Source organism: Nocardiopsis sp. NPDC055824 (assembly GCF_053616335.1).
On record NZ_JBSHDN010000064.1, the window covers coordinates 1 to 20,873 of the forward strand.

20 protein-coding genes and 1 riboswitch are annotated in these 20,873 nt (G+C 74.9%); of the genes, 6 read left to right on the forward strand and 14 right to left on the reverse strand.

Features of this window, described 5'->3' with window-relative positions; translation table 11 throughout:
• Positions 1-17: 17 nt before the first annotated feature.
• From aroC to ACWGL3_RS15185, 4 genes are all read right to left on the reverse strand, one after another.
• Entirely contained in the window at positions 18-1,199 is a 1,182-nt protein-coding gene (aroC, locus tag ACWGL3_RS15170) for a chorismate synthase (RefSeq protein ID WP_267945837.1), read from the reverse strand.
• Positions 1,200-1,311: 112 nt separating this feature from the next.
• Positions 1,312-2,274, reverse strand: a complete 963-nt coding sequence (locus ACWGL3_RS15175; protein ID WP_267945838.1) for a prepilin peptidase — start codon at positions 2,272-2,274, stop codon at positions 1,312-1,314.
• A gap of 147 nt (positions 2,275-2,421) precedes the next feature.
• On the reverse strand, positions 2,422-3,123 hold the full coding sequence (locus ACWGL3_RS15180) for an SseB family protein (protein WP_267945839.1): 702 nt from the start codon (positions 3,121-3,123) through the stop codon (positions 2,422-2,424).
• 42 nt (positions 3,124-3,165) lie between these two features.
• Positions 3,166-3,642, reverse strand: a complete 477-nt coding sequence (locus tag ACWGL3_RS15185) for a MarR family winged helix-turn-helix transcriptional regulator (protein WP_267945840.1) — start codon at positions 3,640-3,642, stop codon at positions 3,166-3,168.
• A gap of 158 nt (positions 3,643-3,800) precedes the next feature.
• On the opposite strand from ACWGL3_RS15185, the gene ACWGL3_RS15190 reads away from it, so the two are divergent.
• The 3 genes from ACWGL3_RS15190 (at position 3,801) to ACWGL3_RS15200 (ending at position 7,781) form a co-directional block, all read left to right on the forward strand.
• A complete protein-coding gene (locus ACWGL3_RS15190; protein ID WP_267945841.1) occupies positions 3,801-4,343 on the forward strand; it encodes a YceI family protein in 543 nt (180 codons plus the stop codon).
• 216 nt (positions 4,344-4,559) lie between these two features.
• Positions 4,560-4,919 carry a DUF2470 domain-containing protein gene (locus ACWGL3_RS15195; protein WP_267945842.1) on the forward strand — a complete coding sequence of 120 codons (360 nt, stop codon included), beginning with the start codon at positions 4,560-4,562 and terminating at the stop codon, positions 4,917-4,919.
• Between the two features lie 156 nt (positions 4,920-5,075).
• Positions 5,076-7,781: a protein kinase domain-containing protein gene (locus tag ACWGL3_RS15200; RefSeq protein ID WP_267950459.1), complete on the forward strand. Its 2,706-nt coding sequence runs from the start codon at positions 5,076-5,078 to the stop codon at positions 7,779-7,781.
• Positions 7,782-7,959: 178 nt separating this feature from the next.
• Here the strand turns inward: ACWGL3_RS15200 and ACWGL3_RS15205 are convergent, their stop codons facing one another.
• Together ACWGL3_RS15205 and ACWGL3_RS15210 are read right to left on the reverse strand one after the other, a co-directional pair.
• Positions 7,960-9,918, reverse strand: a complete 1,959-nt coding sequence (locus tag ACWGL3_RS15205; RefSeq protein ID WP_452461431.1) for a DUF6596 domain-containing protein — start codon at positions 9,916-9,918, stop codon at positions 7,960-7,962.
• A 102-nt stretch (positions 9,919-10,020) separates the two neighbouring features.
• The gene (locus ACWGL3_RS15210) at positions 10,021-10,344 is read right to left on the reverse strand and encodes a YciI family protein (RefSeq protein ID WP_267945844.1); all 324 of its coding nucleotides are present in this window, start codon (positions 10,342-10,344) and stop codon (positions 10,021-10,023) included.
• Between the two features lie 144 nt (positions 10,345-10,488).
• Between ACWGL3_RS15210 and ACWGL3_RS15215 the strand changes: the two genes are divergently transcribed.
• Together ACWGL3_RS15215 and ACWGL3_RS15220 are read left to right on the forward strand one after the other, a co-directional pair.
• Positions 10,489-11,157 (forward strand): DUF998 domain-containing protein, encoded by a 669-nt coding sequence (locus tag ACWGL3_RS15215; protein ID WP_352982936.1) that lies wholly within the window; start codon positions 10,489-10,491, stop codon positions 11,155-11,157.
• Between the two features lie 550 nt (positions 11,158-11,707).
• A complete protein-coding gene (locus ACWGL3_RS15220) occupies positions 11,708-12,634 on the forward strand; it encodes an aldose 1-epimerase family protein (protein ID WP_267945846.1) in 927 nt (308 codons plus the stop codon).
• A gap of 89 nt (positions 12,635-12,723) precedes the next feature.
• Here the strand turns inward: ACWGL3_RS15220 and ACWGL3_RS15225 are convergent, their stop codons facing one another.
• From ACWGL3_RS15225 to rpe, 8 genes are all read right to left on the reverse strand, one after another.
• Positions 12,724-13,359 carry a nucleotidyltransferase family protein gene (locus tag ACWGL3_RS15225; protein ID WP_267945847.1) on the reverse strand — a complete coding sequence of 212 codons (636 nt, stop codon included), beginning with the start codon at positions 13,357-13,359 and terminating at the stop codon, positions 12,724-12,726.
• A 125-nt stretch (positions 13,360-13,484) separates the two neighbouring features.
• Positions 13,485-14,651, reverse strand: a complete 1,167-nt coding sequence (locus ACWGL3_RS15230; RefSeq protein ID WP_452461432.1) for an XdhC family protein — start codon at positions 14,649-14,651, stop codon at positions 13,485-13,487.
• Positions 14,652-14,763: 112 nt separating this feature from the next.
• Positions 14,764-15,225 (reverse strand): PH domain-containing protein, encoded by a 462-nt coding sequence (locus tag ACWGL3_RS15235; RefSeq protein ID WP_267950460.1) that lies wholly within the window; start codon positions 15,223-15,225, stop codon positions 14,764-14,766.
• Between the two features lie 84 nt (positions 15,226-15,309).
• Positions 15,310-15,783 carry a 6,7-dimethyl-8-ribityllumazine synthase gene (gene ribH / locus ACWGL3_RS15240; RefSeq protein WP_267945849.1) on the reverse strand — a complete coding sequence of 158 codons (474 nt, stop codon included), beginning with the start codon at positions 15,781-15,783 and terminating at the stop codon, positions 15,310-15,312.
• 102 nt (positions 15,784-15,885) lie between these two features.
• Complete coding sequence (locus ACWGL3_RS15245) at positions 15,886-17,175, reverse strand: bifunctional 3,4-dihydroxy-2-butanone-4-phosphate synthase/GTP cyclohydrolase II (RefSeq protein ID WP_267945850.1); 1,290 nt, start codon at positions 17,173-17,175, stop codon at positions 15,886-15,888.
• 91 nt (positions 17,176-17,266) lie between these two features.
• Positions 17,267-17,899 (reverse strand): riboflavin synthase, encoded by a 633-nt coding sequence (locus tag ACWGL3_RS15250; RefSeq protein WP_267945851.1) that lies wholly within the window; start codon positions 17,897-17,899, stop codon positions 17,267-17,269.
• Between the two features lie 118 nt (positions 17,900-18,017).
• A riboswitch (FMN riboswitch) is annotated at positions 18,018-18,146 on the reverse strand.
• A 70-nt stretch (positions 18,147-18,216) separates the two neighbouring features.
• Positions 18,217-19,296: a phosphatase PAP2 family protein gene (locus ACWGL3_RS15255; protein ID WP_452461433.1), complete on the reverse strand. Its 1,080-nt coding sequence runs from the start codon at positions 19,294-19,296 to the stop codon at positions 18,217-18,219.
• A 237-nt stretch (positions 19,297-19,533) separates the two neighbouring features.
• Positions 19,534-20,205 (reverse strand): ribulose-phosphate 3-epimerase, encoded by a 672-nt coding sequence (rpe, locus tag ACWGL3_RS15260; RefSeq protein ID WP_452461434.1) that lies wholly within the window; start codon positions 20,203-20,205, stop codon positions 19,534-19,536.
• A gap of 272 nt (positions 20,206-20,477) precedes the next feature.
• On the opposite strand from rpe, the gene ACWGL3_RS15265 reads away from it, so the two are divergent.
• On the forward strand, positions 20,478-20,873 hold the full coding sequence (locus ACWGL3_RS15265) for a hypothetical protein (RefSeq protein WP_267945854.1): 396 nt from the start codon (positions 20,478-20,480) through the stop codon (positions 20,871-20,873).

A 20,873-nucleotide genomic window follows, 5' to 3' on the forward strand; every position in this document is an offset into this window, starting at 1 on the left:
GGACGCGGGCCGCCGGATCAGCGGATGTCGAGCGACTCCATGTAGCCGCGGAGGTTGCGCGCGGTCTCGGCGACCGAGTCGCCGCCGAACTTCTCGACGGCGGCCTCGGCGAGCACCAGGGCGACCATCGCCTCGGCGACCACGCCGGCGGCCGGGACCGCGGTGACGTCGCTGCGCTGGTGGTCGGCCCGGGCGGGCTCGCCGGTCCCGATGTCGATGGTGTCCAGCGCGTTGGGGACGGTGGCGATGGGCTTCATCGCCGCGCGCACGCGCAGGGGGTCGCCGGTGGTCATGCCGCCCTCGACCCCGCCCGCGCGGTTGGTGCGGCGGCGGACACCGTCCGGTCCGGGCTCGATCTCGTCGTGCGCGACCGACCCGCGCCGGGCGGCGGTGCGGAACCCGTCGCCGACCTCGACGCCCTTGATCGCCTGGATGCCCATGAGGGCCCCGGCGAGCCGGGAGTCCAGGCGCCGGTCCCAGTGGACGTGGCTGCCCAGGCCGGGCGGCAGTCCGTAGGCGAGGACCTCCACCACGCCGCCGAGGGTGTCGCCGGCCTTCTTGGTGTCGTCGACCTCCGCCACCATGCGGGCGCTGGTCTCGGCGTCGAAGCAGCGCAGCGGGTCGGCGTCGACGGCGGCCAGGTCCTCGGGGCGCGGTTCCGGGGAGCCCTCGGGCACCTCGACCGGTCCCATGGACACCACGTGGCTGACGATCTCGACGCCGAGGGCCTGGCGGCAGAACTGCCGGGCCACCTCGCCGATCGCGACGCGGGCCGCCGTCTCACGGGCGCTGGCGCGCTCCAGGACGGGGCGCGACTCCACGTGCCCGTACTTCTGCATGCCGACCAGGTCGGCGTGCCCCGGGCGGGGGCGGGTGAGGGGCGCGTTGCGCGCCAGGCCCTCCAGCTCCTCGGCGGGAACCGGGTCGGGCGACATCACCTTCTCCCACTTGGGCCACTCGGTGTTCCCGACCTCGATCGCGACGGGACCCCCCTGGGTGCGGCCGTGGCGAATGCCTCCGATGACGGAGACCTGGTCCTTCTCGAACTTCATCCGGGCGCCACGGCCGTACCCGGCGCGGCGGCGGAGCAGCGCGGCGGCGATGTCGTCAGAGGTGACGGACACACCGGCCGGGAGGCCCTCCAGAATCGCGACGAGTGCGGGTCCGTGGGACTCCCCCGCGGTCAGCCAACGCAACATGTGCACGATCCTCCCACGGATCGCGGGCCGGGGTGGCATCCGGGGCGGTGCGGGGGCCCGGCCGCCCGGGAGGGTGTCCGCCCCGCTCGGGGCGCACGCGGGCCGGGACGGCCTACGGCAGCAGGGGCTGCCCGACGAGGACGGTCGCCAGGGTGGCGGCGAGCATGAACGGGCCGAGCGGGTAGGGGTCCCTGCGCGTGAGGCGGCGCAGCGCCATGAGCGCGAGTCCCACGAGGGAGAACGCGGCGAAGGCCCAGAAGACCGCGACGAGCGCTCCGAGCGGGCCCGCCGCCCACCCCGCGTACAGGCCGGTGAGGCCGGAGAGCTTGACGTCGCCGAACCCGATCCCGCCGCGGTGGACCCTCCACAGCAGCCAGTAGACCACCGTGACGAAGACCATACTGAGGAGCGCATCGGCGGCCCGCCCCGGATCGGGTCCGCTCGGCGGGAGGAGGACGGAGGCCCCCAGCAGCGCGGCGGCGACCGGGTAGGCGGGGGCGACGACGGCGTCGGGCAGGCGCATCACCCGCAGGTCGATGACGGACAGCGGGACGCCCACCGAGACCAGCCACAGGACGGCGAGCAGGCCGAAGGGCGACAGGTCGGGGCCGAGGGTGCACACGGCGCCCACGAGCCCGAAGAGGACCGCGGTGGCGGCGATCACGGCGGGGTCGGAGCGGATGGCCCGTTCGCAGTGGGGGCAGGCCCCGCGTCTTCGGAAGGCCCGGGCCTCCACGGCGGGGAGCCCGGGGAGGAAACGGATCTCGGCCAGGCAGTGGGGGCACCGCGGCGGCGGGGGTCCCTCGTCCTCCTCCTCGGCGGTCCCGGGGCGGGGACCGCCCCCGGTGGCCCCGGGCTCCGCCCCGGCGTCGTCGCGGCCCGCCCCGGGCGGGCCCTCCGCGGGCACCGGGACGGCGCCGGGGCCTCCCCTCGGCCGGGGAGGGCCTGCGGGCCCGAACAGCGGGACGACCCGGCCGTTGAGCCGGCCGACCGCCAGGCCGAGCAGGGCGAGGGGGACGGCGACGAGGACCGTCCACAGGTACGGGGAGGACGCGAGCACCGCGGGGGTGGGCATGGTGGGAAGTTACCCTTCCGCCGCCCGCCGCGACACAACCCGGTCCCCCCTGTGGACAACCCCGCCCGCGGCGGGGTCCCCCGGCCGTGTTCCGCGGGTCGTTCCGGGATCGCGGCGATCGGCGCGCCGGGCCCCGCGGGCCGCGCCCTAGTCGCGCCTGGCCCGTACGACGGCGCTGAGCTCGATGCCCCCCGGCAGCACGTGCCCGAGCTCGGAGGCGAGCCTCTCGGCCACGCGGCGCAGCGCCTCGTCGTCGCGCTCCTCGAGTTCGAGGCGGATGCCGATCTCGCCCCGCTCGGAGGGGTGGATGCGCACGCGCTCGATGCCGAACTCGCCGTGGGTCACCCGGTAGACGAGGGCGAGGACCTGCGGGTCGTCCTTGGGTTCGGGAACGGCGCCGGTCTCGGCGAGCATGGTGAGGAAGCGGCCCTGGACGGTGTGGGGCACGGGGCCGGAGACGTCGACGACCAGGGCGTCGGCGCCCTCCTCCACGGCGGCCTGGCAGGCGTCCTTGGTCGTGAAGGGCACGGGGCGCGCGTCCGGCCGCCAGCGCCGCACCGCGTCGACCGAGGTGAAGGCGAGCACTCCGCGGCGCCCGTCCCTGCCCGTCATGATGGGGACGGCGACCTCGCTGCTCTTGTCCTTGGTCAGCCCGCCGACCCCCTCCTCGGTCCCGGTGGCCACGGCCACGACCGGGATGAGCAGGCGGGACCGGCTGAGGGCGGCGAGGACCTGGCGGTCGCCGATCTCGCCCGCCGCGTGCCGGCGCAGGCAGGACTCGACCTCCGGGTCGGCTCCGCCGTCGTCGTCACGGAAGTTCTGGGCGCCGATGATCGATGGTCTGCTCACGGGCTCCGACTCTACCCGGGGCCCGGGCGGCCCGTACTCCGGTCACACGGAGTCCTGTCCCCGGGAAACGGCTTCGTCACCTTCCAGCGCGTCGATGACGGCGGCGAGCTGCCGCACCTGCTCCCCGGAGAGCTTGTCGAAGACCAGGGAGCGGACCCGCACGGCGTGTCCGGGCGCGGCCCGGTCGAGGACCGCCGCCCCCTCGTCCTCCAGCACCGCCCAGAGCCCGCGCCTGTCGTCGTCGCAGTGCTCGCGGCGCACGTAGCCGTCGCGTTCGAGCCGCGCGACCTGGTGGGAGAGCCTGCTCTTGGACACGATGACGCTGTCGGCGAGCACCCGCATGCGCATACGGCGGCCGGGGGCCTCGGAGAGGTGGACGAGGATGCCGTACTCCACGAGCGAGAGCCCGGTGCGGTCCCGCAGGTCCTTCTCCAGCTCGTCGTAGATCCAGGCGTTCATCCTGAGGAACCCGCGCCAGACGCGCTGTTCGCCTCCGTCGAGCCACGCAGCGTTCTCCATGCGCCAAGCCTAGGCCGTGGCGGGCGGGCGCCCCTTGCACGGTTCCGGCGGAGACCCTAGAATCCTTCCCAGGAAGAATCTTCTAAGGTACTTTGTTCCTCAGTAGAGACCACCGGACCCGACCCGCGGGTCCGCCGAACCCGACAGGGAGACACACCATGGCAGCTCAGGAACTGAAGCCCGGCACCTGGACGATCGACCCGACCCACTCCGTCATCGGCTTCTCGGTGCGCCACATGATGGTCAGCAAGGTGCGCGGCCGCTTCGAGAAGTTCGAGGCGACGCTGACGGTTCCCGAGGACCCCGCCCTGTCCTCCGTCGAGGCCACCATCGACGCCGGCTCCATCAACACCGACAACGGCGACCGCGACAACCACATCCGGTCCGCCGACTTCTTCGACGTCGACCAGAACCCGCAGTTCACCTTCCGCTCCACCGGCATCGAGGCCAGGGGCGAGGACTTCGTCCTCAAGGGCGAGCTGGCCATCAAGGGCAGGACCAACCCGGTCGAGCTGGCCCTGGAGTTCAACGGCTCCACCCTGGACCCGTACGGCCTGGACCGCGCCGGCTTCGCCGCCAGCACGCAGATCAGCCGCAAGGAGTTCGGCGTGGACATCGAGATGCCCATGGACGGCGGCGGCGTGGTCGTCGGCGACAAGATCACCATCGAGATCGACGCCGAGTTCACCCGCCAGGCCTGAGGCCCGCGGGACCCGGTGCGGCGGCGGGCGGCCGCCCCGGGACGGCCGGGACCCGGGGTCGCCGGACAGGCCCCCCGGTGGGACACGGACACCGCCCGGCCAAGGTGACGACACCCTGTCATCATCCTGGGGATCTCGGATATCGTCGGCGGGGGAGGGCGCACAGCCCTCCCCCGTTTCGTCCTTCCGTGACACCGCCCACCTCCAGGAGGCACATTGTCCCCGCCCAACCCCTTCTCGCCCGACGTCGTCGCCGCGGTCGCCGCGCACATGAACGGCGACCACCCGGAGGACACCCTCCTCATCTGCCGGGCCTTCGGGGGAGCGCCCGGCGCCACCGCCGCCCGGATGACCGGGCTGGACGGTGACGGGGGCGACTACGCGGTGACGGAGGACGGCGCCGAGCGGGTCGTCCGCGTCCCCTGGGAGCGGCCGCTGACCGAGCGTCCGCAGATCCGCGCCGAGGTCGTGCGCCTGTACCGGGAGGCCTGCTCCGCACTCGGCCTCGTCCCGAGGGAGCAGCACCCGGGCGGCGCCGGAGCGGCGGGAACCGGGCGGAACTCCACGGAGGCGTGAGGAGTCAAACGGGGTAGGAGGGAGACGGCGGACCCGCTCGCGGACGGTTCCGCGGCACCGGCGACGGTGCCGCACGGGACCTACCCTGGAAGGGTCCGTCGATCCCCCCGGACACCGACGACACCACCGCCTATCCGAAGGATGGCCCCGACCTCCATGGTCACGCCCGACCCCGGTGACGAGAACGCGCCGACCCAACGGATCGACCCCACCGCGACCACCGCACGGAGCGGCCCGGACCGCGCGGGAGCCACGCGCTGGGTCACGCGTGTCCTCCGCCCCGGCTCCGACGACCGCGACGGCGGGCCGGCTCCCACCCGCGTCGCCCCTCCTTCACCGGACCGCACCGGCGTCCTGCCCGGCGGCGGTCCGCCCGCCGGACCGACCGCGCCCGCCGGCCCCGGCGGACGGCGCCCGGCGCGGACCATCCCCGGGGACGGCCGCGACGACGGCCGCACCCCGTGGTGGAGGACGCTGTTCGGCCCGCTCCTGGACTGGATGGCCCGCCTGGTCTCCCGCGTGGTGGTCGGCCCGGCCGGCGACCTCGACTACGCCGTGCCCGCCGAGCTGCGGCGCCGGTACCAGGTGCTCGACCACGTCGGCGCGGGCGGCGAGGCCGTCGTCTACCTGGCAGAGCCCACCGACTCCCCCGGACGCCGCCTCGCCCTCAAGGTGTACCGGCCCGGCCACGACATCAACCGCGAACTCCTGGACCGGCTCCGGGCCCGCGGCACCGCCTCGCCGCACACCCCGGCCATCCACGGGTACGGCACCGCGGCCAGCTCCTGGGGGGAGGACCTGGCCTGGGAGGCCCAGGAGTACTTCTCCCTGGGGACGCTGCGCGCCGTCATCGACCAGGCGCCCCTGGACGACGACCGGGCGCGCGCCGTGCTCTCCGCCGTGGCCGAGTGCCTGCACCACTGGCAGGACGAGCTCCAGCACAACCACACCGACGTCAAGCCCGAGAACCTGCTGGTGCGCTCCCTGGACCCGCCGGTCGTGGCCCTGACCGACTTCGGCGGGGCCGTGCGGGCCACCATGAGCCGGGTCTACGGCGGACTCGCCATCACCGAGGACTACGCCGCCCCCGAGGTCGTCGAGGGCCGCCGGGAGGGCCCCGCCTCCTGGTGGTCCCTGGGCGTGATGGTGCACGAGCTCGTGACCGGGCGCCGCCCCGAGCGCGGCGGCAACTGGCTGACCGCCCGCAACACCGAGGTGGACATCTCCGCGATCACCGACGAGCGCTGGCGCCTGCTCGTCCGCGGCCTGCTCGCACCCGCCCCGTCCGCCCGGTGGGGCTACGACGAGGTCGCCCAGTGGCTGGCCGGCGAACGCCCGCAGATCCGCACCGCCCGCCGCCTGCGGCCCGTCAACTTCGCCGGGGCCAGCCACGAGGACCCCCCGAGCCTGGCCTTCGACCTGCTGGACCGCTCCGAGACCGGGGCCATGTGGCTGCGCAGCCACTGGCCGGAACTGCGCACCTGGCTCGACCGCGAGGTCAACGACTACACCTTCGACCGCGCCTACCTGACCGGGCTGGACGCCCGGCCCGAGCTCGCCCACGTGGCGATCAGCGCCCTGGCCGCCCGCTACGTGCCCGGTATGCCGCCGCGCTTCCGGGGCCACGAGATCAGCGCCGACGGCCTCCTGGCGCTGGCCACCGGCGACGCGAGCCGCCACGCGGTGGTGCGCGAGGCCGTGGAGTCGGGCGCGGTGGGCCTGGGATCCCAGCACTGGTGCCCGCACCCGGCCTGCCGGTCGGGCGGTTCGGGCCGGTGCGCCCTGCTGGAGCGCGTCCAGCACGAGGTGCCGCTGCTCATGCGACGGGTCACCGAGAACGTGGACCGCCTGGTCGGCTCCGGGCCCGACGCCCCGCGCCGCCCCGACGCCCACGAGACGGACACCGCGTGGGCGCGGGCCGTCGAACTGGTGCTCGTCCCCGACACCGCCTCACGCCACCGCTCGCTGCTGCGCCGCCAGTCCTGGCACCCCAAGCAGCGCAGCGACGCCCCGCACGCCCCGTGGTGGGCGGAGCTGCGCCGCCAGGCGCTGCGCGACGGCGCCGGTGGCGACGCCGTCGCCACCAGGGGCGCCGTGCTCACGGCGCTCCTGCTGCTGCCCGAGGCCGCCCGGGTCGGCGGGGCCGTCGCCGCCCGGGAGCGGGCCGACGGCAGGGCGCGCCGCCAGGACCGGTGGGCGGCGCTGGCCGGATCGGCCCGGGCCCGCTGGACCGAGGCCCGGGGGAAGGTGTCGACGGCCCGGCAGCGCCGGGCGGAGGCCGCCACGGCTCCCACCCGGCCGGACAACCAGGCCGTCCCCAACCCCTACGACCCCTCGGGCGCCGGGGAGCCGGCGCGCAACCGCCGCGACCAGGAGAGGGCCACCCGCCGGGTCGAGCGGACCATGAGCCAGATCCAGCGGGCGATGTCCGCGGGCCGCTGCCGCCGCTTCGCCTACCCTGCCGCGCTGCTGGGCCTGGTCGACGGCCTGGGCCGCGTGATGCGTCCGGAGGAGGGCTTCTACCCCGAGAGCGAGTTCGTGACCGGTGCGTACACGGGGCTGCTGGAGGCGGGCGGCGGCGGCCTCCTGGGGTGGCTGTCCGAGGTGACCGGGTCGGTGACCGGCCTGCTGCCCGGCGGTGCGGGTGACGCGTGGTGGTTCCCCGTGCTGCTGGCGGTCGTGCTGGTGGCGCTGGGCCGGTCCGCCGCCAGCAAGAAGCCCAGCGCGCGTGCCCGCCGCCGCCTGGCGGCGTTCCGCCTGGCAGTGGCGGGGTCCCTGTTCATGCTGGTGGTCCTGCTCTCCACGGGGCTGGTCGCCCTGGGCTCGGGCGTGCTGATCCCGCTCGACGGCCTGCTCGGCTGACGTCCCCGGCCGCCGGGGACGGGCCCGCGCCCGCCCCCGGCGGCGGGACCCCGCCGCCGCGTTCCCCGCCGGGCCGAGGGGCCGCGCGCACCGCGGCCCGGGTTCCGGCACACGGGGGGTCCCCACGGCACGTGCGCGACCCCACCCCGTCTGCGGGCGCCGGCCCGCGCACGCGGCCTCACCCCTTGAGCCGGCGCAGGGTGTACCCCTCCCCCGCCGGATCCAGTTCCCTGCCGGCCTGCTTGAACAGGTATTCGGCACGCGGATACGACAGGCGCCCGCGCCCCGTCACCGGGCACAGGTCCGCCTCGGCGGGCCTGCGGGCGGGGCCCGGACGCCGGTCCGCGAGGAAGAGCGGCCCCCGCTCCCGCCCCGCCACGAGCCGGGGCAGCAGCCGGGCCGTCCCCGAACGCCAGTGCACCCAGGAGCCGCCCGAGCGGGCGCGGCGGTCCTCCAGGTCCAGGTCCTCCACGTTCAGCGCCAGCACCGCGCCCACCCCCGCGCCGGACTCGTGCAGGAGCCGCCACAGGACCCGCTCCCGCAGGGCCCTGCCCTCCCCGTCCCACAGCAGGGCGAGCTGCGCGGGGTCGAGCGGCGGCGCCCCGGTCCGGGCCTCGGCGCGCCGCCCGAGTCCCGTGTCGAGGCCCTCCAGTCCGGCCCAGGCCCCGAACGAGCGGACCGCCGACCGGTGGCGGTTCCAGGTCCGCGGGGCCGCCTCCCCCCACGCCGCGGCGAACACCCGTGCCACGGCCCCGGCGTCGAGGTCGGCGGCCGGCAGGTCCTCTCCCAGCGACCGGCACAGGCGCCCCAGGGTCTGCCCGTAGGAGCGGACGGTCGCGGCGTCCAGGTCGGGGCGGCCGAGGAAGTCCCGGGAGAGGCTCCCCAGGGTCGGGCCCTCGGGCCGGGGCCCGGCGACGGTCTCGGCGCGGCCGAGCAGGAACGCCCGTTCGACGGCGTTGCCGGCCAGGGCGGCGGCGCGCAGGAACTCCCTCCCCGCCTCGCCCTCCCGCCCCAGCAGGACCAGCAGGTCGCCCCGCACGCCGGGGAGGAGGTGGTAGTCGCGCAGCGCCGGATCGTCGGCCAGCGCGTCGACCAGCGCCAGCCCCTCGGCGGGGCCGCGCGCCCGCCCCACCGCCACCGCCCGGTTGAGGAGGACGACCGGCGTCGGCAGCCGCTCGGCCAGCAGGTCGTACAGGACGGCGATCCGCTCCCAGTCGGTGTCCTCGGCCGTGGCCGCCCCGGCGTGGCAGACCGCGATGGCCGCCTGGAGCGTGTAGGGACCGGGAGGGCCGCCCGCGTCGCGGGCCCGGAGCATGGCGGCGAACCCGCGCCGGATGAGCAGCGGGTCCCAGCGGCCGCGGTTCTGCTCGTCCAGCCGCAGGAGTTCGCCGGAGGGCCCGGTCCGGGCTCCGGCACGGGCCTGCTGGAGCTCCATCAGTGCCACCAGGCCGTGCGCCTCGGCCTCGTCCGGCACCAGTTCGGCCAGGGTCCGGCCCAGGCGCAGCGCCTCCAGGCACAGCCCGGGACGCGTCAGCCCCTCCCCCGAGGTCGCCGTGTAGCCCTCGTTGAAGACGAGGTAGACGACGCCGAGCACGGACGAGAGCCGCTCGGAGAGTTCGGCGCCCGAGGGCAGCTCGAAGCCCACCCCCTGCTCGGCGAGCGTGCGCTTCGCGGCCGCCACGCGCTGGGCGATGCGGGCCTCGCCCGTGAGGAAGGCGCGGGCGATCTCCTCCGTGGTCAGCCCGGCGACCAGGCGCAGGGTCAGCGCGACCCGCTCCGCGGTGGCCAGTACGGGGTGGCAGGTCACGAACAGCAGGCGCAGGACGTCGTCGCCGTCCGGCTCCGGCTCGGGGCCGGTTCCGCGCTCCATGCCGTGGGCGATCAGCTCGTGCTTGCGCTCCAGGTTCCGGGAGCGGCGGATGCGGTCGACAGCCCGGCGCTTGGCGATCGCCATCAGCCAGGCGCCGGGGTTGTCGGGCACGCCCTTCTCGGGCCACTGCTCGAGCGCGGCCACGAGGGCGTCCTGGGCCAGCTCCTCGGCGGCGCCCACGTCGTGCACCATCCGGGTGAGCCCGGCGACGATCCTCGCCGACTCCAGTTTCCAGACCGCGTCGACGGTGCGGTGGGCATCGGTCACGGGCACGATGACAGCACCGCCCCGGGACGAGCGCAAACCGGGGCGGTGCCGTGCGGTGCGGAAGGGCGCCCCCGCGCGGGGGCCGGGTCCGGCACCGGCCGGTCAGGGGCCGAAGACCTGCTGGACCACGCTCTCGCCGTCGCCGACGATGCGGCGGAAGCGGCGGGCGACCTCCAGCGCCTCCTCCCTGGATCGCACCTCGACCAGGGCGAACCCGGCCACCACCTCTCTGGCCTCGGTGAACGGGCCGTCCGTCACCGTGATCTCGCCCCCGGCCGACGTCAACCGGAGGCCGCCGGGCTCCAGCCCGCCCGTGGCCAGCAGGACGCCGGAGGCGGTGAGCTCCTCCACGAACGCGGCCATCTCGGTGTAGAGGTTCTCGTCGGCGGCGGTGTCACTGGGCTTGGTGGTCATCAGAAAGCGCATGCGGTCGTTCTCCCTCGTGGGTTTCCGGTACTTCCGGTGGGACGTCGATCAGGCCGATGTGACAGGGAACGGGGCCGTTCCCTGTCACATCGGCGCATCGACGTGTCGGTGAGAACAGAGCAGCACACCGAGAGAGGAACCACCATGGCCGTCGCCCTGGAAACCGCCCCCGCCCCCGTCGGACGCACCGCGGCGAGCACCCGCCTCCTGTTGGGCGCGGCGATCGCCTCGGCCCCCCTCTGGACGGTGGTCTCCCTCGCCCAGGCCGCCACCCGTGAGGGCTTCGACCTGACCAGGCATCCCCTGAGCATGCTGAGCAACGGCTCCCTGGGCTGGCTCCAGATCGCCAACTTCACCCTGGCCGGAGCGCTGGCCGTCGCCGGGGCGTTCGGCCTGCGGCGCGTCCTGCGCGGCACCCCCGGGGGCTCCTGGATCCCGGGTCTGATCCTGGTCCACGGCGCCGGGATGATCGCCGCCGGCGCGTTCGTCATGGACCCGGCCGCGGGTTTCCCCTCCGGCACGCCCCTGGACACTCCGGCGGCGCTCAGCGGGCACGCCCTCGGACACATGGCCGCGGGAACGGTCTCCTTCTCCGCCCTGATCGCCGCCTGCTACGTCCTGGGCCACCACTTCTCCCGGAACGGGCGCCGGGGGACGGCCGCGGCCTCCCGTGTCGCCGGCACCGCCCTGCTCCTCGGCAACGGCTGGGCGATGACGGGGGGACAGGGCGGGTCCCTGACCCTGGCCGTGGGCGCCGTCACCGCGATGCTGTGGATCTCCCTGGTCGCCGCCCGGTGCCTGCGCACCGTCTGACCGTCCGCACCGCACCCTCCCCACCGCTCCTCCGCCACCAACCCGAACACGGACAGGGAACCACCGCGGCAGCGCACACGACCGTCGCCGACCACACCGCCGCCCTCCCTGACGGCCTGCGGGCGGCGGCCCGGGCCCTCGTCGCCGTCGTAGAGGAGGCCCTGCCCGGGACCGGCGCCCTCTGGCACGGCCACCCCGCATGGAGCCTCGGCGCGGAGCCCGGCCTGTCCCCCGTCTGCTACGTCAGGGGCTGCTCCTCGTACGTGACCCTCGGCCTCTGGGGGGAAGGAGCCGGCCGCCCCCTCCGGCCGACCGGAGCCCGGGGCGAGGGGGACGACCCAGGTCAGGCTCCGCTCGCCCGAGGACGTCGACGCCGCCCTGTTCGCCGACCGGCTCTCCCGGGCCCGCGCCCTGGAGGGGTCGGGCCCGTCCCCCGGCCCCGCGCTCCGGGAGCGGCGGGGCCGGTGAGACGAGGCCGGCGGACGTCCGGTGGGCTATGATCGGCCGGTTCGGCGCACGGCCGGACCGTGACGGGAAAGCAGGGGTACTCGTGGGCGAGGTGATCGAGCTGCGCGCCGGGGAGTTCCTGGCCCGCGTCGACCGCACCGGGGCGGGCCTGCGGGCGCTCGCCTGGCGCGACCGCGACATCGTGTGGCCCTACGGCGACGAGGGCCCCCGGGCCTTCCAGGGCCAGGTCCTGGCCCCGTGGCCGAACCGGGTGGGCGAGGGCGTCTACCGCTTCGCCGGGACCGAGTACCGGCTGGAGGTCAACGACGCGGCGACGGGCACCGCGATACACGGCCTGGTCCACGACCGCGAGTGGTCGGTCGAGGAGGTCTCGGACGACGCGGCCACACTGCGGCTGGACTTCGGGGGCGCCCCGGGCTTCCCGTTCCCCCTGGAACTGGTCCTCGCCTACCGGCTGGGCGGCGACGGCCTGACGCTCACCGCCGAGGCCCGCAACACCGGTGACACCCCCGCCCCCTTCGGCCTGGGCTTCCACCCCTACCTCACCCTGGGCGAGCCCCTGTCGGTGCTCGCGGAGCGCGGCGACCTCACGCTGGAGGTCACCGCCGGCACCAGGCTGCCCGTGGACGACCGCCTGCTGCCCGCCGGCGACCCGGTCCCGGTGGAGGACGGCCGCCTCGACTTCCGCACCCCGGGCAGGCAGCTGGGCGACACGGTGCTGGACACCGCCTTCACGTCCCTGGAGCGCGACGGCGACGGACGCGCGTGGGTACGGGTCGGCGGCCCGGAGCACCGGGTGTCGGTGTGGTGCGACCGCAGCTTCGACTGGTTGCAGGTGTTCAGCTCCGACACCCTCGGCGGGTCCGACCGCCGGGCCTACCTTGCGGCGGAGCCGATGACCTGCCCCGCGAACGCGCTCGCCTCCGGCACCGACCTGATCGTGCTGCCCCCGGGCGGCGCCACCCGGCACACCTTCGGCATCACCGCCGAAGCCCTCCCCCGCCCCTGACCGCCGCCGCCCCGGGACCGCACCGCCGCGGCCCCGGGGTCGCCCCGGGCCGGTCCCGGGCGGCCCGCGTCCCACCGCGGCGCCGGCGCTCAGGCCGGGCCGGGGGCCTCCCCGCCCAGCAGCCCGGTGAGCCGCTCCAGGTCCTCGGCCGTGTCGATGTCCTCCGGGCTGGCGATGTCGTCGCAGGCCACAGCGGTCACCAAGTGCGAGTAGGCCCGCAGGAACGGGCGCGCGCCCACGTCGTGCACCGCCAGGCCGTAGACCGTCGACCAGTACTCCCGACCCAGCATCACCGGGTTGCGCTGGTTGCCGTTGTACGTCGCCACGGCCGCGCGCACGCCCTCGTCGTGGGCCTCCACCAGCCGGTGCACAGCCTCCGGGGTCACCAGGGGCTGGTCGGCCAGGGCGATCAGGACGGCGTCCACCGAGTCGGGCAGGGCGTCGATCCCCGCGCGCACGGAGGACCCCATCCCGCTCTCCCAGTCGGGGTTGTACACCGTGTGGGCGTCGCGGACGACCGTGTCGGCCGCGCCCAGCACCACCATGACCGGCGCGCACCCGCCGTCTCCCAGGGTCCGCACGCCCCGGTCCACCAGGCGCTCGCCGCCCACCTCCACCAGTGCCTTGGGGCGCCCCAGTCTGCTGCCGGAGCCCGCAGCCAGAAGGAGGCCGGCGACCCGGCCCGCTCGCTCCCGCTCCTTGTCCTGCGCGTCCCCAGTTTCCATGACGCGATGATGCCACGCGTGCGGCCACGGGGCAGGTCACCTGGAGCAGACGGTCGGGTGACCTCTCACTCCGTCCGCGCGGCACCGGCCGTGACCAGGCACATCAGCACGAGCACCATTTCGGTTCACGTCGCCGCGCGACCGAATCCGGCCGGAACCAGGGGGGTACCGGGGACATCCCGGTGAATTCGCCCACTGGTCTCGCTCAGCGCACGCCCGGTCCCGCCCCAGCGCGACCGCACCAGCTCGGCGGCGATCGACACCGCCGTCTCCTCCGGGGTGCGCGCACCCAGGTCCAGGCCGATCGGCGAGTGCAGGCGCCCCAGCGCCTCCTCCCCCACACCGGCCTCGCGCAACCGCTCCAGCCGGTCCTCGTGGGTGCGCCGCGAGCCCATCGCCCCGATGTACCCGGCGCGGGTGCCCAGGGCCGCCTTGAGCACGGGCACGTCGAACTTGGGATCGTGGGTGAGGACGCACACCGCCGTCCGCTCGTCGATCTCGTGGGCGATCTCGTCGAGGAACACGTGCGGCCACTTCACCACCACCTCGTCCGCGGTGGGGAACCGCTTGGCCGTCGCGAACACCGGCCGGGCGTCGCAGACCGTCACCCGGTAGCCGAGGTAGGAGCCCAGGTCGGCCACGGCCGCGGCGAAGTCGATCGCGCCGAACACCAGCATGCGCGGGGCCGGCGCGAACGACTGGACGAACACCTCCAGCTCGTCGCCGCGCCGCTGCCCGTCCGAGCCGTAGCGCAGCAGCCCCGTGCTGCCCTGGGCGAGCATCCCCCGCACGTCGTCGTCCAGCGCGTCGGACAGCCGGGCGCCGCCGGGACCCAGGTCCCCCTCCGCGTGATCCGGCCAGACCACGCGGCGCCGACCCGTCCGCCCGGCCCCCGACGGGTCGGACACCACGGTCGCGACGGCGACCGGCCGGTGCCCGTCGATGGCCCCGAGCACCGCGCCGAGCTGCCCGTAGGAGGCCCGGCTGACCGGTTCGACGAACATGTGCAGGGTGCCCCCGCACGTCAGGCCGACGCTGAAGGCCTCCTCGTCGCTCACCCCGTAGGTGCGGCGCACGGGGACGCCCGTGCGGATGGCCTCCAGCGCCTCCTCGTAGACGGCGCCCTCCACGCAACCGCCGGACACGCTGCCGACGACCTCGCCGGAGGCGCTGACCAGCATCGCCGCGCCCGGGTCCCGGGGCGCGCTCTTGTCGGTGTCGATCACCGTGGCCAGGGCGAACACCTCTCCTGAGGCGTAGAGGTCGGACACCGCCGTTCGGATGTCGCGCACGCGGCACCTCTTCCTGTTCGGTCGAGTGGCTCTCGGTACCAAACTATGTGCCCCACGCAACACGACGGGAGTCCCCGTTCCGTCAAGAAACGAGGACTCCCGTTGGAGGTACCTACGACCGGCCGGGCTCCTGTGCCTCACCGCGGTCGTGCAGCAGGGACCGGAACTCCTCCAGGTTGCGCAGGGCGAGCTCGCCGTCAGCGCTCTGGATGCCCATCACCGCCAGGGTGGTGCCGTCCGACAGGTCCACCGAGGGCCAGGGCTCGCCGACCGGCATCCGGATGTCGACGACCTCGGCCCACGACAGCACGTGGGTGCGGATGCCGTTGACCACGGTCACGCCCCCGTCCGCGGCGACGAGCCTGGGCCGGGCGATCAGGTGCAGGCCCGCGGCGATCGCCACGCCCAGGCCCACGAGCAGGAGCCTGTCCATGATCCGCCAGTCCCCGGGCAGGATCGCGGCGAGCACCGCCATGGTGGCCACGATCAGCAGGCCCAGGCCGTAGGCGACCATCCGCACCGCCCGGGGCCGCCACGTCCTCGGCAGGACCGGCTGCTTCGACGCCTCGTCCACCGGCTGTTCCTTCGTCCGCACCGACTGCTCCACCGTTCCACCAGACCTGGCCGGGATGACACCCGTGCGCGCGACGGGGTCCGGTCAGCGGCGCAGCCCCTTCAGGGCCACAGCCGTGTCCAGTGCGGCCAGCGCCGCCTCGGCACCCTTGTCCTCGATGCTGCCGGGCAGGCCGGCGCGGTCGCGCGCCTGTTCCAGGGTGTCACAGGTGAGCACACCGTTGCCCACGGGGGTGGACTCGCGCAGGGCCACCTCCGTGAGGCCGTGCGTGACCGACTGGCACACGTAGTCGAAGTGCGGGGTGCCGCCGCGGATGACCGCGCCCAGCGCGATCACCGCGTCGTGCTTGCGGGCCAGCTCCTGGGCGACCACGGGGATCTCGACGGCGCCCGCGACCTCGACCACCACCGGGTCGGCCGCCCCGGAGGCCTTCACGACCTCCAGCGCCCGGGCGAGCATCGGGCCCACCACGGCCCCGTTCCACCGGGTCGCGACGATGCCCACCGAGAGCCCGGAGGCGTCCACGCTGTGCTGGTCGGGACGTCCTTCACCACTCATGAGGGTCTCCTGTGTGTGAGATGTGCGGCTCCCGCGGGCCGGCGGGCGCCGGATCGGGGAGGGGCAGGGCTTGTTCTCGCCGGGACGGCCCCGGCCGGGGCCTCAGTCGGACACGCCCGCCAGGTCGTGGCCCATGCGGTCCCGCTTGGTGCGCAGGTAGTCGATGTTGTCCTCCGTGACGAAGGACGGCATGCCGACGCGCTCCTCGACCCGGATGCCGTGGCGCTCCAGGCTCTCCGCCTTGTCGGGGTTGTTCGACAGCAGCCGCACCGAGGACACGCCCAGGTCGGCGAGGATCCGGGCCCCGGCCCCGAACTCGCGTGCGTCGGCGGGCATGCCCAGGCTCAGGTTGGCGTCGACCGTGTCCGCGCCGCGGTCCTGGAGGCTGTAGGCGCGCAGCTTGTGCAGCAGCCCGATCCCGCGGCCCTCGTGGCCGCCCAGGTAGACGACCACCCCGCGGCCCTCCGCGGCGATGTCGGCCATGGCCGCGTCCAGCTGGGCCCCGCAGTCGCAGCGGTGCGAGCCGAACGCGTCCCCGGTGAGGCACTCCGAGTGCAGGCGGGCCAGGACACCGGCCCCGTCCGCCAGGTCGCCGAGGACCAGCGCGACGTGCTCGGCGCCGTCGGCGGTCCCCTTGAAGCCGATCGCGCGCCACTCGCCGTGCCGGTTGGGCATACGGGTCTCGACCATGCGTGTGACCAGGGGCGGGTGCGCCTCCTCCTCGGTGAGGGTCTCGCCGAGGGCCGCGCGGTGGGCCGCCAGCTGCTCCACCGACACCAGCTTGAGGCCGTGCTCGTCGGCGAACTCGCGCAGCCGGGGCAGGCGGGCCATCGTGCCGTCGTCGTTGACCACCTCGGCGAGCACCCCGGCGGGGCGCAGGCCGGCCAGGCGGGCGAAGTCCACCGACGCCTCGGTGTGCCCGCGTCTGGCGAGGACGCCGCCCGGCCGGGCGCGCAGCGGAAGGATGTGGCCGGGACGGACGAAGTCGACGGGCCGGCTCCCTGCGGAGGCCAGCAGGCGCACGGTACGGGCGCGGTCTGCCGCGGAGATGCCGGTGCTCACGCCCTCGCGCGCGTCGACGGTGACCGTGTACGCCGTGCGCAGGCTCTCCTCGTTGCGCGCGGTCATCAGCGGCAGGTCCAGGCGGTCGAGGTCCTCCCCCTCCAGGGGCACGCACACCACGCCGGAGGTGTGGCGGATCATGAACGCCAGCAGTTCGGGCGTCGCGAGTTCGGCGGCGAAGATGATGTCGCCCTCGTTCTCGCGGTCCTCGTCGTCCACCACCACGATGGCCCGCCCCGCGGCGAACTCGGCGATGGCGTCCTCGATACGGTCGAGGACCACGGCCTTCCCGGTGTCGGAGGTGGACGGGGTGGCGTCGGTGACGGTCATTACCGCTCCCTGAGGTGGATCGTGCGTGTGGGTGGTGTGGTGGTGACGGCCCGCGCGTGCGGGTCCGTCCCGTGGCGCCGCGCGCCGGCGGTCAGGCCCGTGGCCGGCTCGCGGCCACGGAGGCGATGCGCTCGACGTACTTGGCGACGACGTCCACCTCGATGTTCACGGTGGCGCCGGCCGGGAGGCCCCCCAGAGTGGTGGCCCTCAGGGTCTCGGGGATCAGGCTGACCTCGAAGAACTCCTCGTCCGCACCGGGCGCGCTGACCGCGGAGACGGTGAGGCTGGTCCCGTCGACCGTGATCGACCCCTTCTCGACCACGTACGGGGAGAGCTCCGCGGGCAGGCTGAACCGTAGAACGTCCCAGTTGTCACCGGGATTCCGGGAGAGCAGGCGGGAGGTGCCGTCGACGTGGCCCTGGACGATGTGCCCGCCGAGGCGGCCGTCCACGCGGGCGGCGCGTTCGAGGTTGACCTCGGAGCCGACCGAGAGGCCGCCCAGGGAGGAGCGGTCCAGCGACTCCTTCATCACATCGGCGGTGAAGGTGTCCTCACCCCGGCCGACGACGGTCAGGCACACGCCGTTGACGGAGATGGAGTCGCCGTGCCCCGCGTCGGAGCTGACCAGGGGACCGCGCAGCGTCAGCAGCAGGGACTCGCCCGTGGTGCCCGCTGGCTCGATGGAGACGACCTTGCCGAGTTCTTCCACGATTCCGGTGAACACGCCTGTGCATTCCCTTCGCCTGACAGGCTCCGGGGCAGGGGTGTGGAACGGGTCCACGACAAGGCCGGGGCTGGACGCCGCGGGTCACGGGGAGCCACGGCGGACAGACCGGCCCAACACGCGCTGCCTCCCATCCGGACTTTCACCGTCGGTACCGGAATCTCACCGGTTCAACCGGCCGATGGATTCGACCGGGTCGCGGACTGTCACCGCCGGTTCGGAATTACACCGACCCCGGAGCACGCGTTTGACTGTTGTCTCAACGGTTCGGATCTTAACGCGTCGGTAGCACGGCCGCATAGTTGGTGTGACCGGAATCATTTCCCGTCGTCACGGGCGTGGCCGTCGCCGGGAAGGCCTTCGTGACCGCCCGCGAGCGGGGTGCCGCCGCCCTCCCCGGGCCGGTGGGCCAGACCGCTGCGGATGAACATCTCGGGCGCGCCGAAGGCCGCCCAGAGGGCGATCCCGGCGTAGGCGGCGAACATCACGACCGCCTCCGCGAGGCCCGTGAGGCCCCCGGCCAGGAGGTGGACCACCACCTGGACCACCACGATCCCCGAGAGGCCGAGGACGAAGCGGGCGGCCCTGGCGGACAGGCTCCCCTCCGCGCTGTACCAGCCGCGTCGGGCGAGCAGCGTGAAGCCGACGAGCGCGCCGAGCAGACCGCCGGCCACGGTGAACAGACCGGCGAGGGTGTGCCCGGCCGGATCGGTGGGCGTGGAGCCGATCCAGTCCGCCGGGACCGACCAGTCCCCCATGGCCAGCGCCTGCCACAGCGCCGCCGCCAGACAGGGCACGACGGAGACGGCCAGGGCGCAGCCGACCCAGCGGACCGTGTCCAGGCCCAGCCACCAGGCCACGAGCCGGTCCTCCCAGCGCAGGGCCGCCCACAGGACGGCGCCGCCCACCAGCAGCCCCGCCAGGACGTCGCTGACGAAGTGCACGCCCAGGTAGATCCGGGACACGCAGATCGCGGCGATGAGCGCGAGGGCCGCCCAGAGCCGGGTGCGGCGCCCCGACCTGAACCCCAGGTACCCCCAGAAGACGGTGGAGGCCTGGGCGTGCCCGGAGGGGATGCCGAAGCTCGATCCGCTCGCGTACGCGGTGACGTGGGCGCTGTACCAGTAGGGGCGCGCCCCGTGGAACACGGCCTTGCCCAGGTAGTTGAGCACCCCGGACGCGGCCAGGGCGACGAAGAGCCGCGCCCCGAAGCCGGGGTTCACGCACCAGAAGACGAGGGCGGTGAGGGGGATCAGGACGAACTGCGAGCCGAGCTGGGTGACCGCCACCAGCGGATGGGCGAGCCAGTCCCCCAGCCCCTGGAGCCACCCGATGGCGGTGGACTCGGGCTCCCACAGCACGTCCATGGCCAGGTGACCGGCCGTCCGAGCGTTCAACGCGCACTCCACGTGTCGGCGCCTGGCAACGCGCTCACGCCGCGCCGCTCCCCCGGGCGCGCGTACGCGGAGGGGAAGACGGAGCCGCGACCAAGCGGAATCCTCGACTTCTTCGACTGACGACTACGGACCGGAAGCATAGGGGCCGCGGCCCCGCGTGGCCAGGCGTGCACGGGGCCGGGCCGGGATCGTTGTGCGCGGCCCCTGGGCCGGGTGGGACCGGGGCCCCGGTCCGGCTCACTCGGCCCCGGCCGCCCCGGCGGCGAGGGCGCGCAGGCGGTCGACGGCCTGGGCGGGGTCCTGGGCTCCGTAGACGGCCGATCCCGCCACGAAGACGTCGGCCCCGGCCTCGGCCGCGCGCTCGATGGTCTCGGCGCTGACACCGCCGTCGACCTGGAGCCAGACGGAGGCCTCCCGCGTGTCGAGGATCTCGCGGGCCCTGCGGATCTTGGGCAGGACCACGTCGAGGAAGCTCTGGCCGCCGAAGCCGGGCTCGACCGTCATGAGCAGGAGCATGTCCATCTCACCGACGATGTCGGCGTAGGGCTCGACGGCCTCGGCCGGGTTGAGGGCCAGGCCCGCCCGCGCGCCGAGGCGGCGGATCTCGCGCAGGGTGCGCACGGGGGCGGCGGCGGCCCTGGCGTGGATCGTGACGCTGCCGGCGCCCGCCTCCGCGTAGGCCGGGGCCCACCGGTCGGGCTCCTCGATCATCAGGTGGCAGTCCAGCGGGGTGTCGGTCGCCTTGAGCAGCGACTCGACCACCGGCAGGCCGAGCGTGAGGTTGGGGACGAAGTGCCCGTCCATCACGTCCACGTGGAGCCAGTCGGCGGACGGGGAGACCGCGGCGGCCTCGTCTGCGAGATGCGCGAAGTCGGCGCTCAGGATGCTGGGTGAGATCTGGATTGCCACGCCAGCAGTGTAGCCAGACGGGCCGCCGGCTTCGCCCCGCAGAGGGAGGACGAGCTGGGCGGACGCGGCTCCCGGCGGGCCGGGCCCCTCTCCCGTGTCCTCTCCTCACGTGGGAGCCGGACCCCACCCCTCGTGGCTTTACGACGTAGATTCACAGTCTCGCCGCGGCCGGTGGCGGACGCCCGGGAGGGAAGCTGCGAAAGCCCGGCGTCACCGGGCCCCGCGGGGGTACGCTCACCGCAGTCGGCCCCCCAGCGACCGGAGGTACCCCCATGGGCGACGGCGCCGAGACCCGTCTGGGAAGCGTCTGCGAGCACGCAGCCGAGATCCGCGGCCGCCTCGCCGCGGTGGAGGGAGGCCCCTCCCTCGTGGACGCCGTGCTCAGGGCCGCGGCCGAGGGGCGCGGGGCGCCGGCCGCCCTGGACGAGCTGCACGGCGCCCTGGTCGCCCTCGGCGACGGGGCGGGGCTGTACGGCTACTCCAACGCCGCCCACCGCGTGGGCGCCCGCGACCCGGCGCCCTCGGGCCTCGGCCTGCCCAGGCCCGCGTCCGCCGTGTACCGCTGCCCGCGGGGCCTGTGCGACCGGACCTGGGAGCCGAACCCGGCAGAGGACCCCCCGACCTGCCTGGTCGCCGGCCTCCCGCTCCGCTCCCCCAGGAGGGCGTAG

Bases quoted from the DNA above. Each gene is read 5' to 3' on its own strand.
- ACWGL3_RS15185 (WP_267945840.1), bottom strand. From the start codon at position 3,642: ATGGAGAACGCTGCGTGGCTCGACGGAGGCGAACAGCGCGTCTGGCGC.
- ribH (WP_267945849.1), bottom strand. From the start codon at position 15,783: ATGAGTGGTGAAGGACGTCCCGACCAGCACAGCGTGGACGCCTCCGGG.
- ACWGL3_RS15190 (WP_267945841.1), top strand. From the start codon at position 3,801: ATGGCAGCTCAGGAACTGAAGCCCGGCACCTGGACGATCGACCCGACC.
- ACWGL3_RS15245 (WP_267945850.1), bottom strand. From the start codon at position 17,175: ATGACCGTCACCGACGCCACCCCGTCCACCTCCGACACCGGGAAGGCC.
- ACWGL3_RS15200 (WP_267950459.1), top strand. From the start codon at position 5,076: ATGGTCACGCCCGACCCCGGTGACGAGAACGCGCCGACCCAACGGATC.
- ACWGL3_RS15265 (WP_267945854.1), top strand. From the start codon at position 20,478: ATGGGCGACGGCGCCGAGACCCGTCTGGGAAGCGTCTGCGAGCACGCA.
- ACWGL3_RS15175 (WP_267945838.1), bottom strand. From the start codon at position 2,274: ATGCCCACCCCCGCGGTGCTCGCGTCCTCCCCGTACCTGTGGACGGTC.
- aroC (WP_267945837.1), bottom strand. From the start codon at position 1,199: ATGTTGCGTTGGCTGACCGCGGGGGAGTCCCACGGACCCGCACTCGTC.
- ACWGL3_RS15215 (WP_352982936.1), top strand. From the start codon at position 10,489: ATGGCCGTCGCCCTGGAAACCGCCCCCGCCCCCGTCGGACGCACCGCG.
- ACWGL3_RS15210 (WP_267945844.1), bottom strand. From the start codon at position 10,344: ATGCGCTTTCTGATGACCACCAAGCCCAGTGACACCGCCGCCGACGAG.
- ACWGL3_RS15225 (WP_267945847.1), bottom strand. From the start codon at position 13,359: ATGGAAACTGGGGACGCGCAGGACAAGGAGCGGGAGCGAGCGGGCCGG.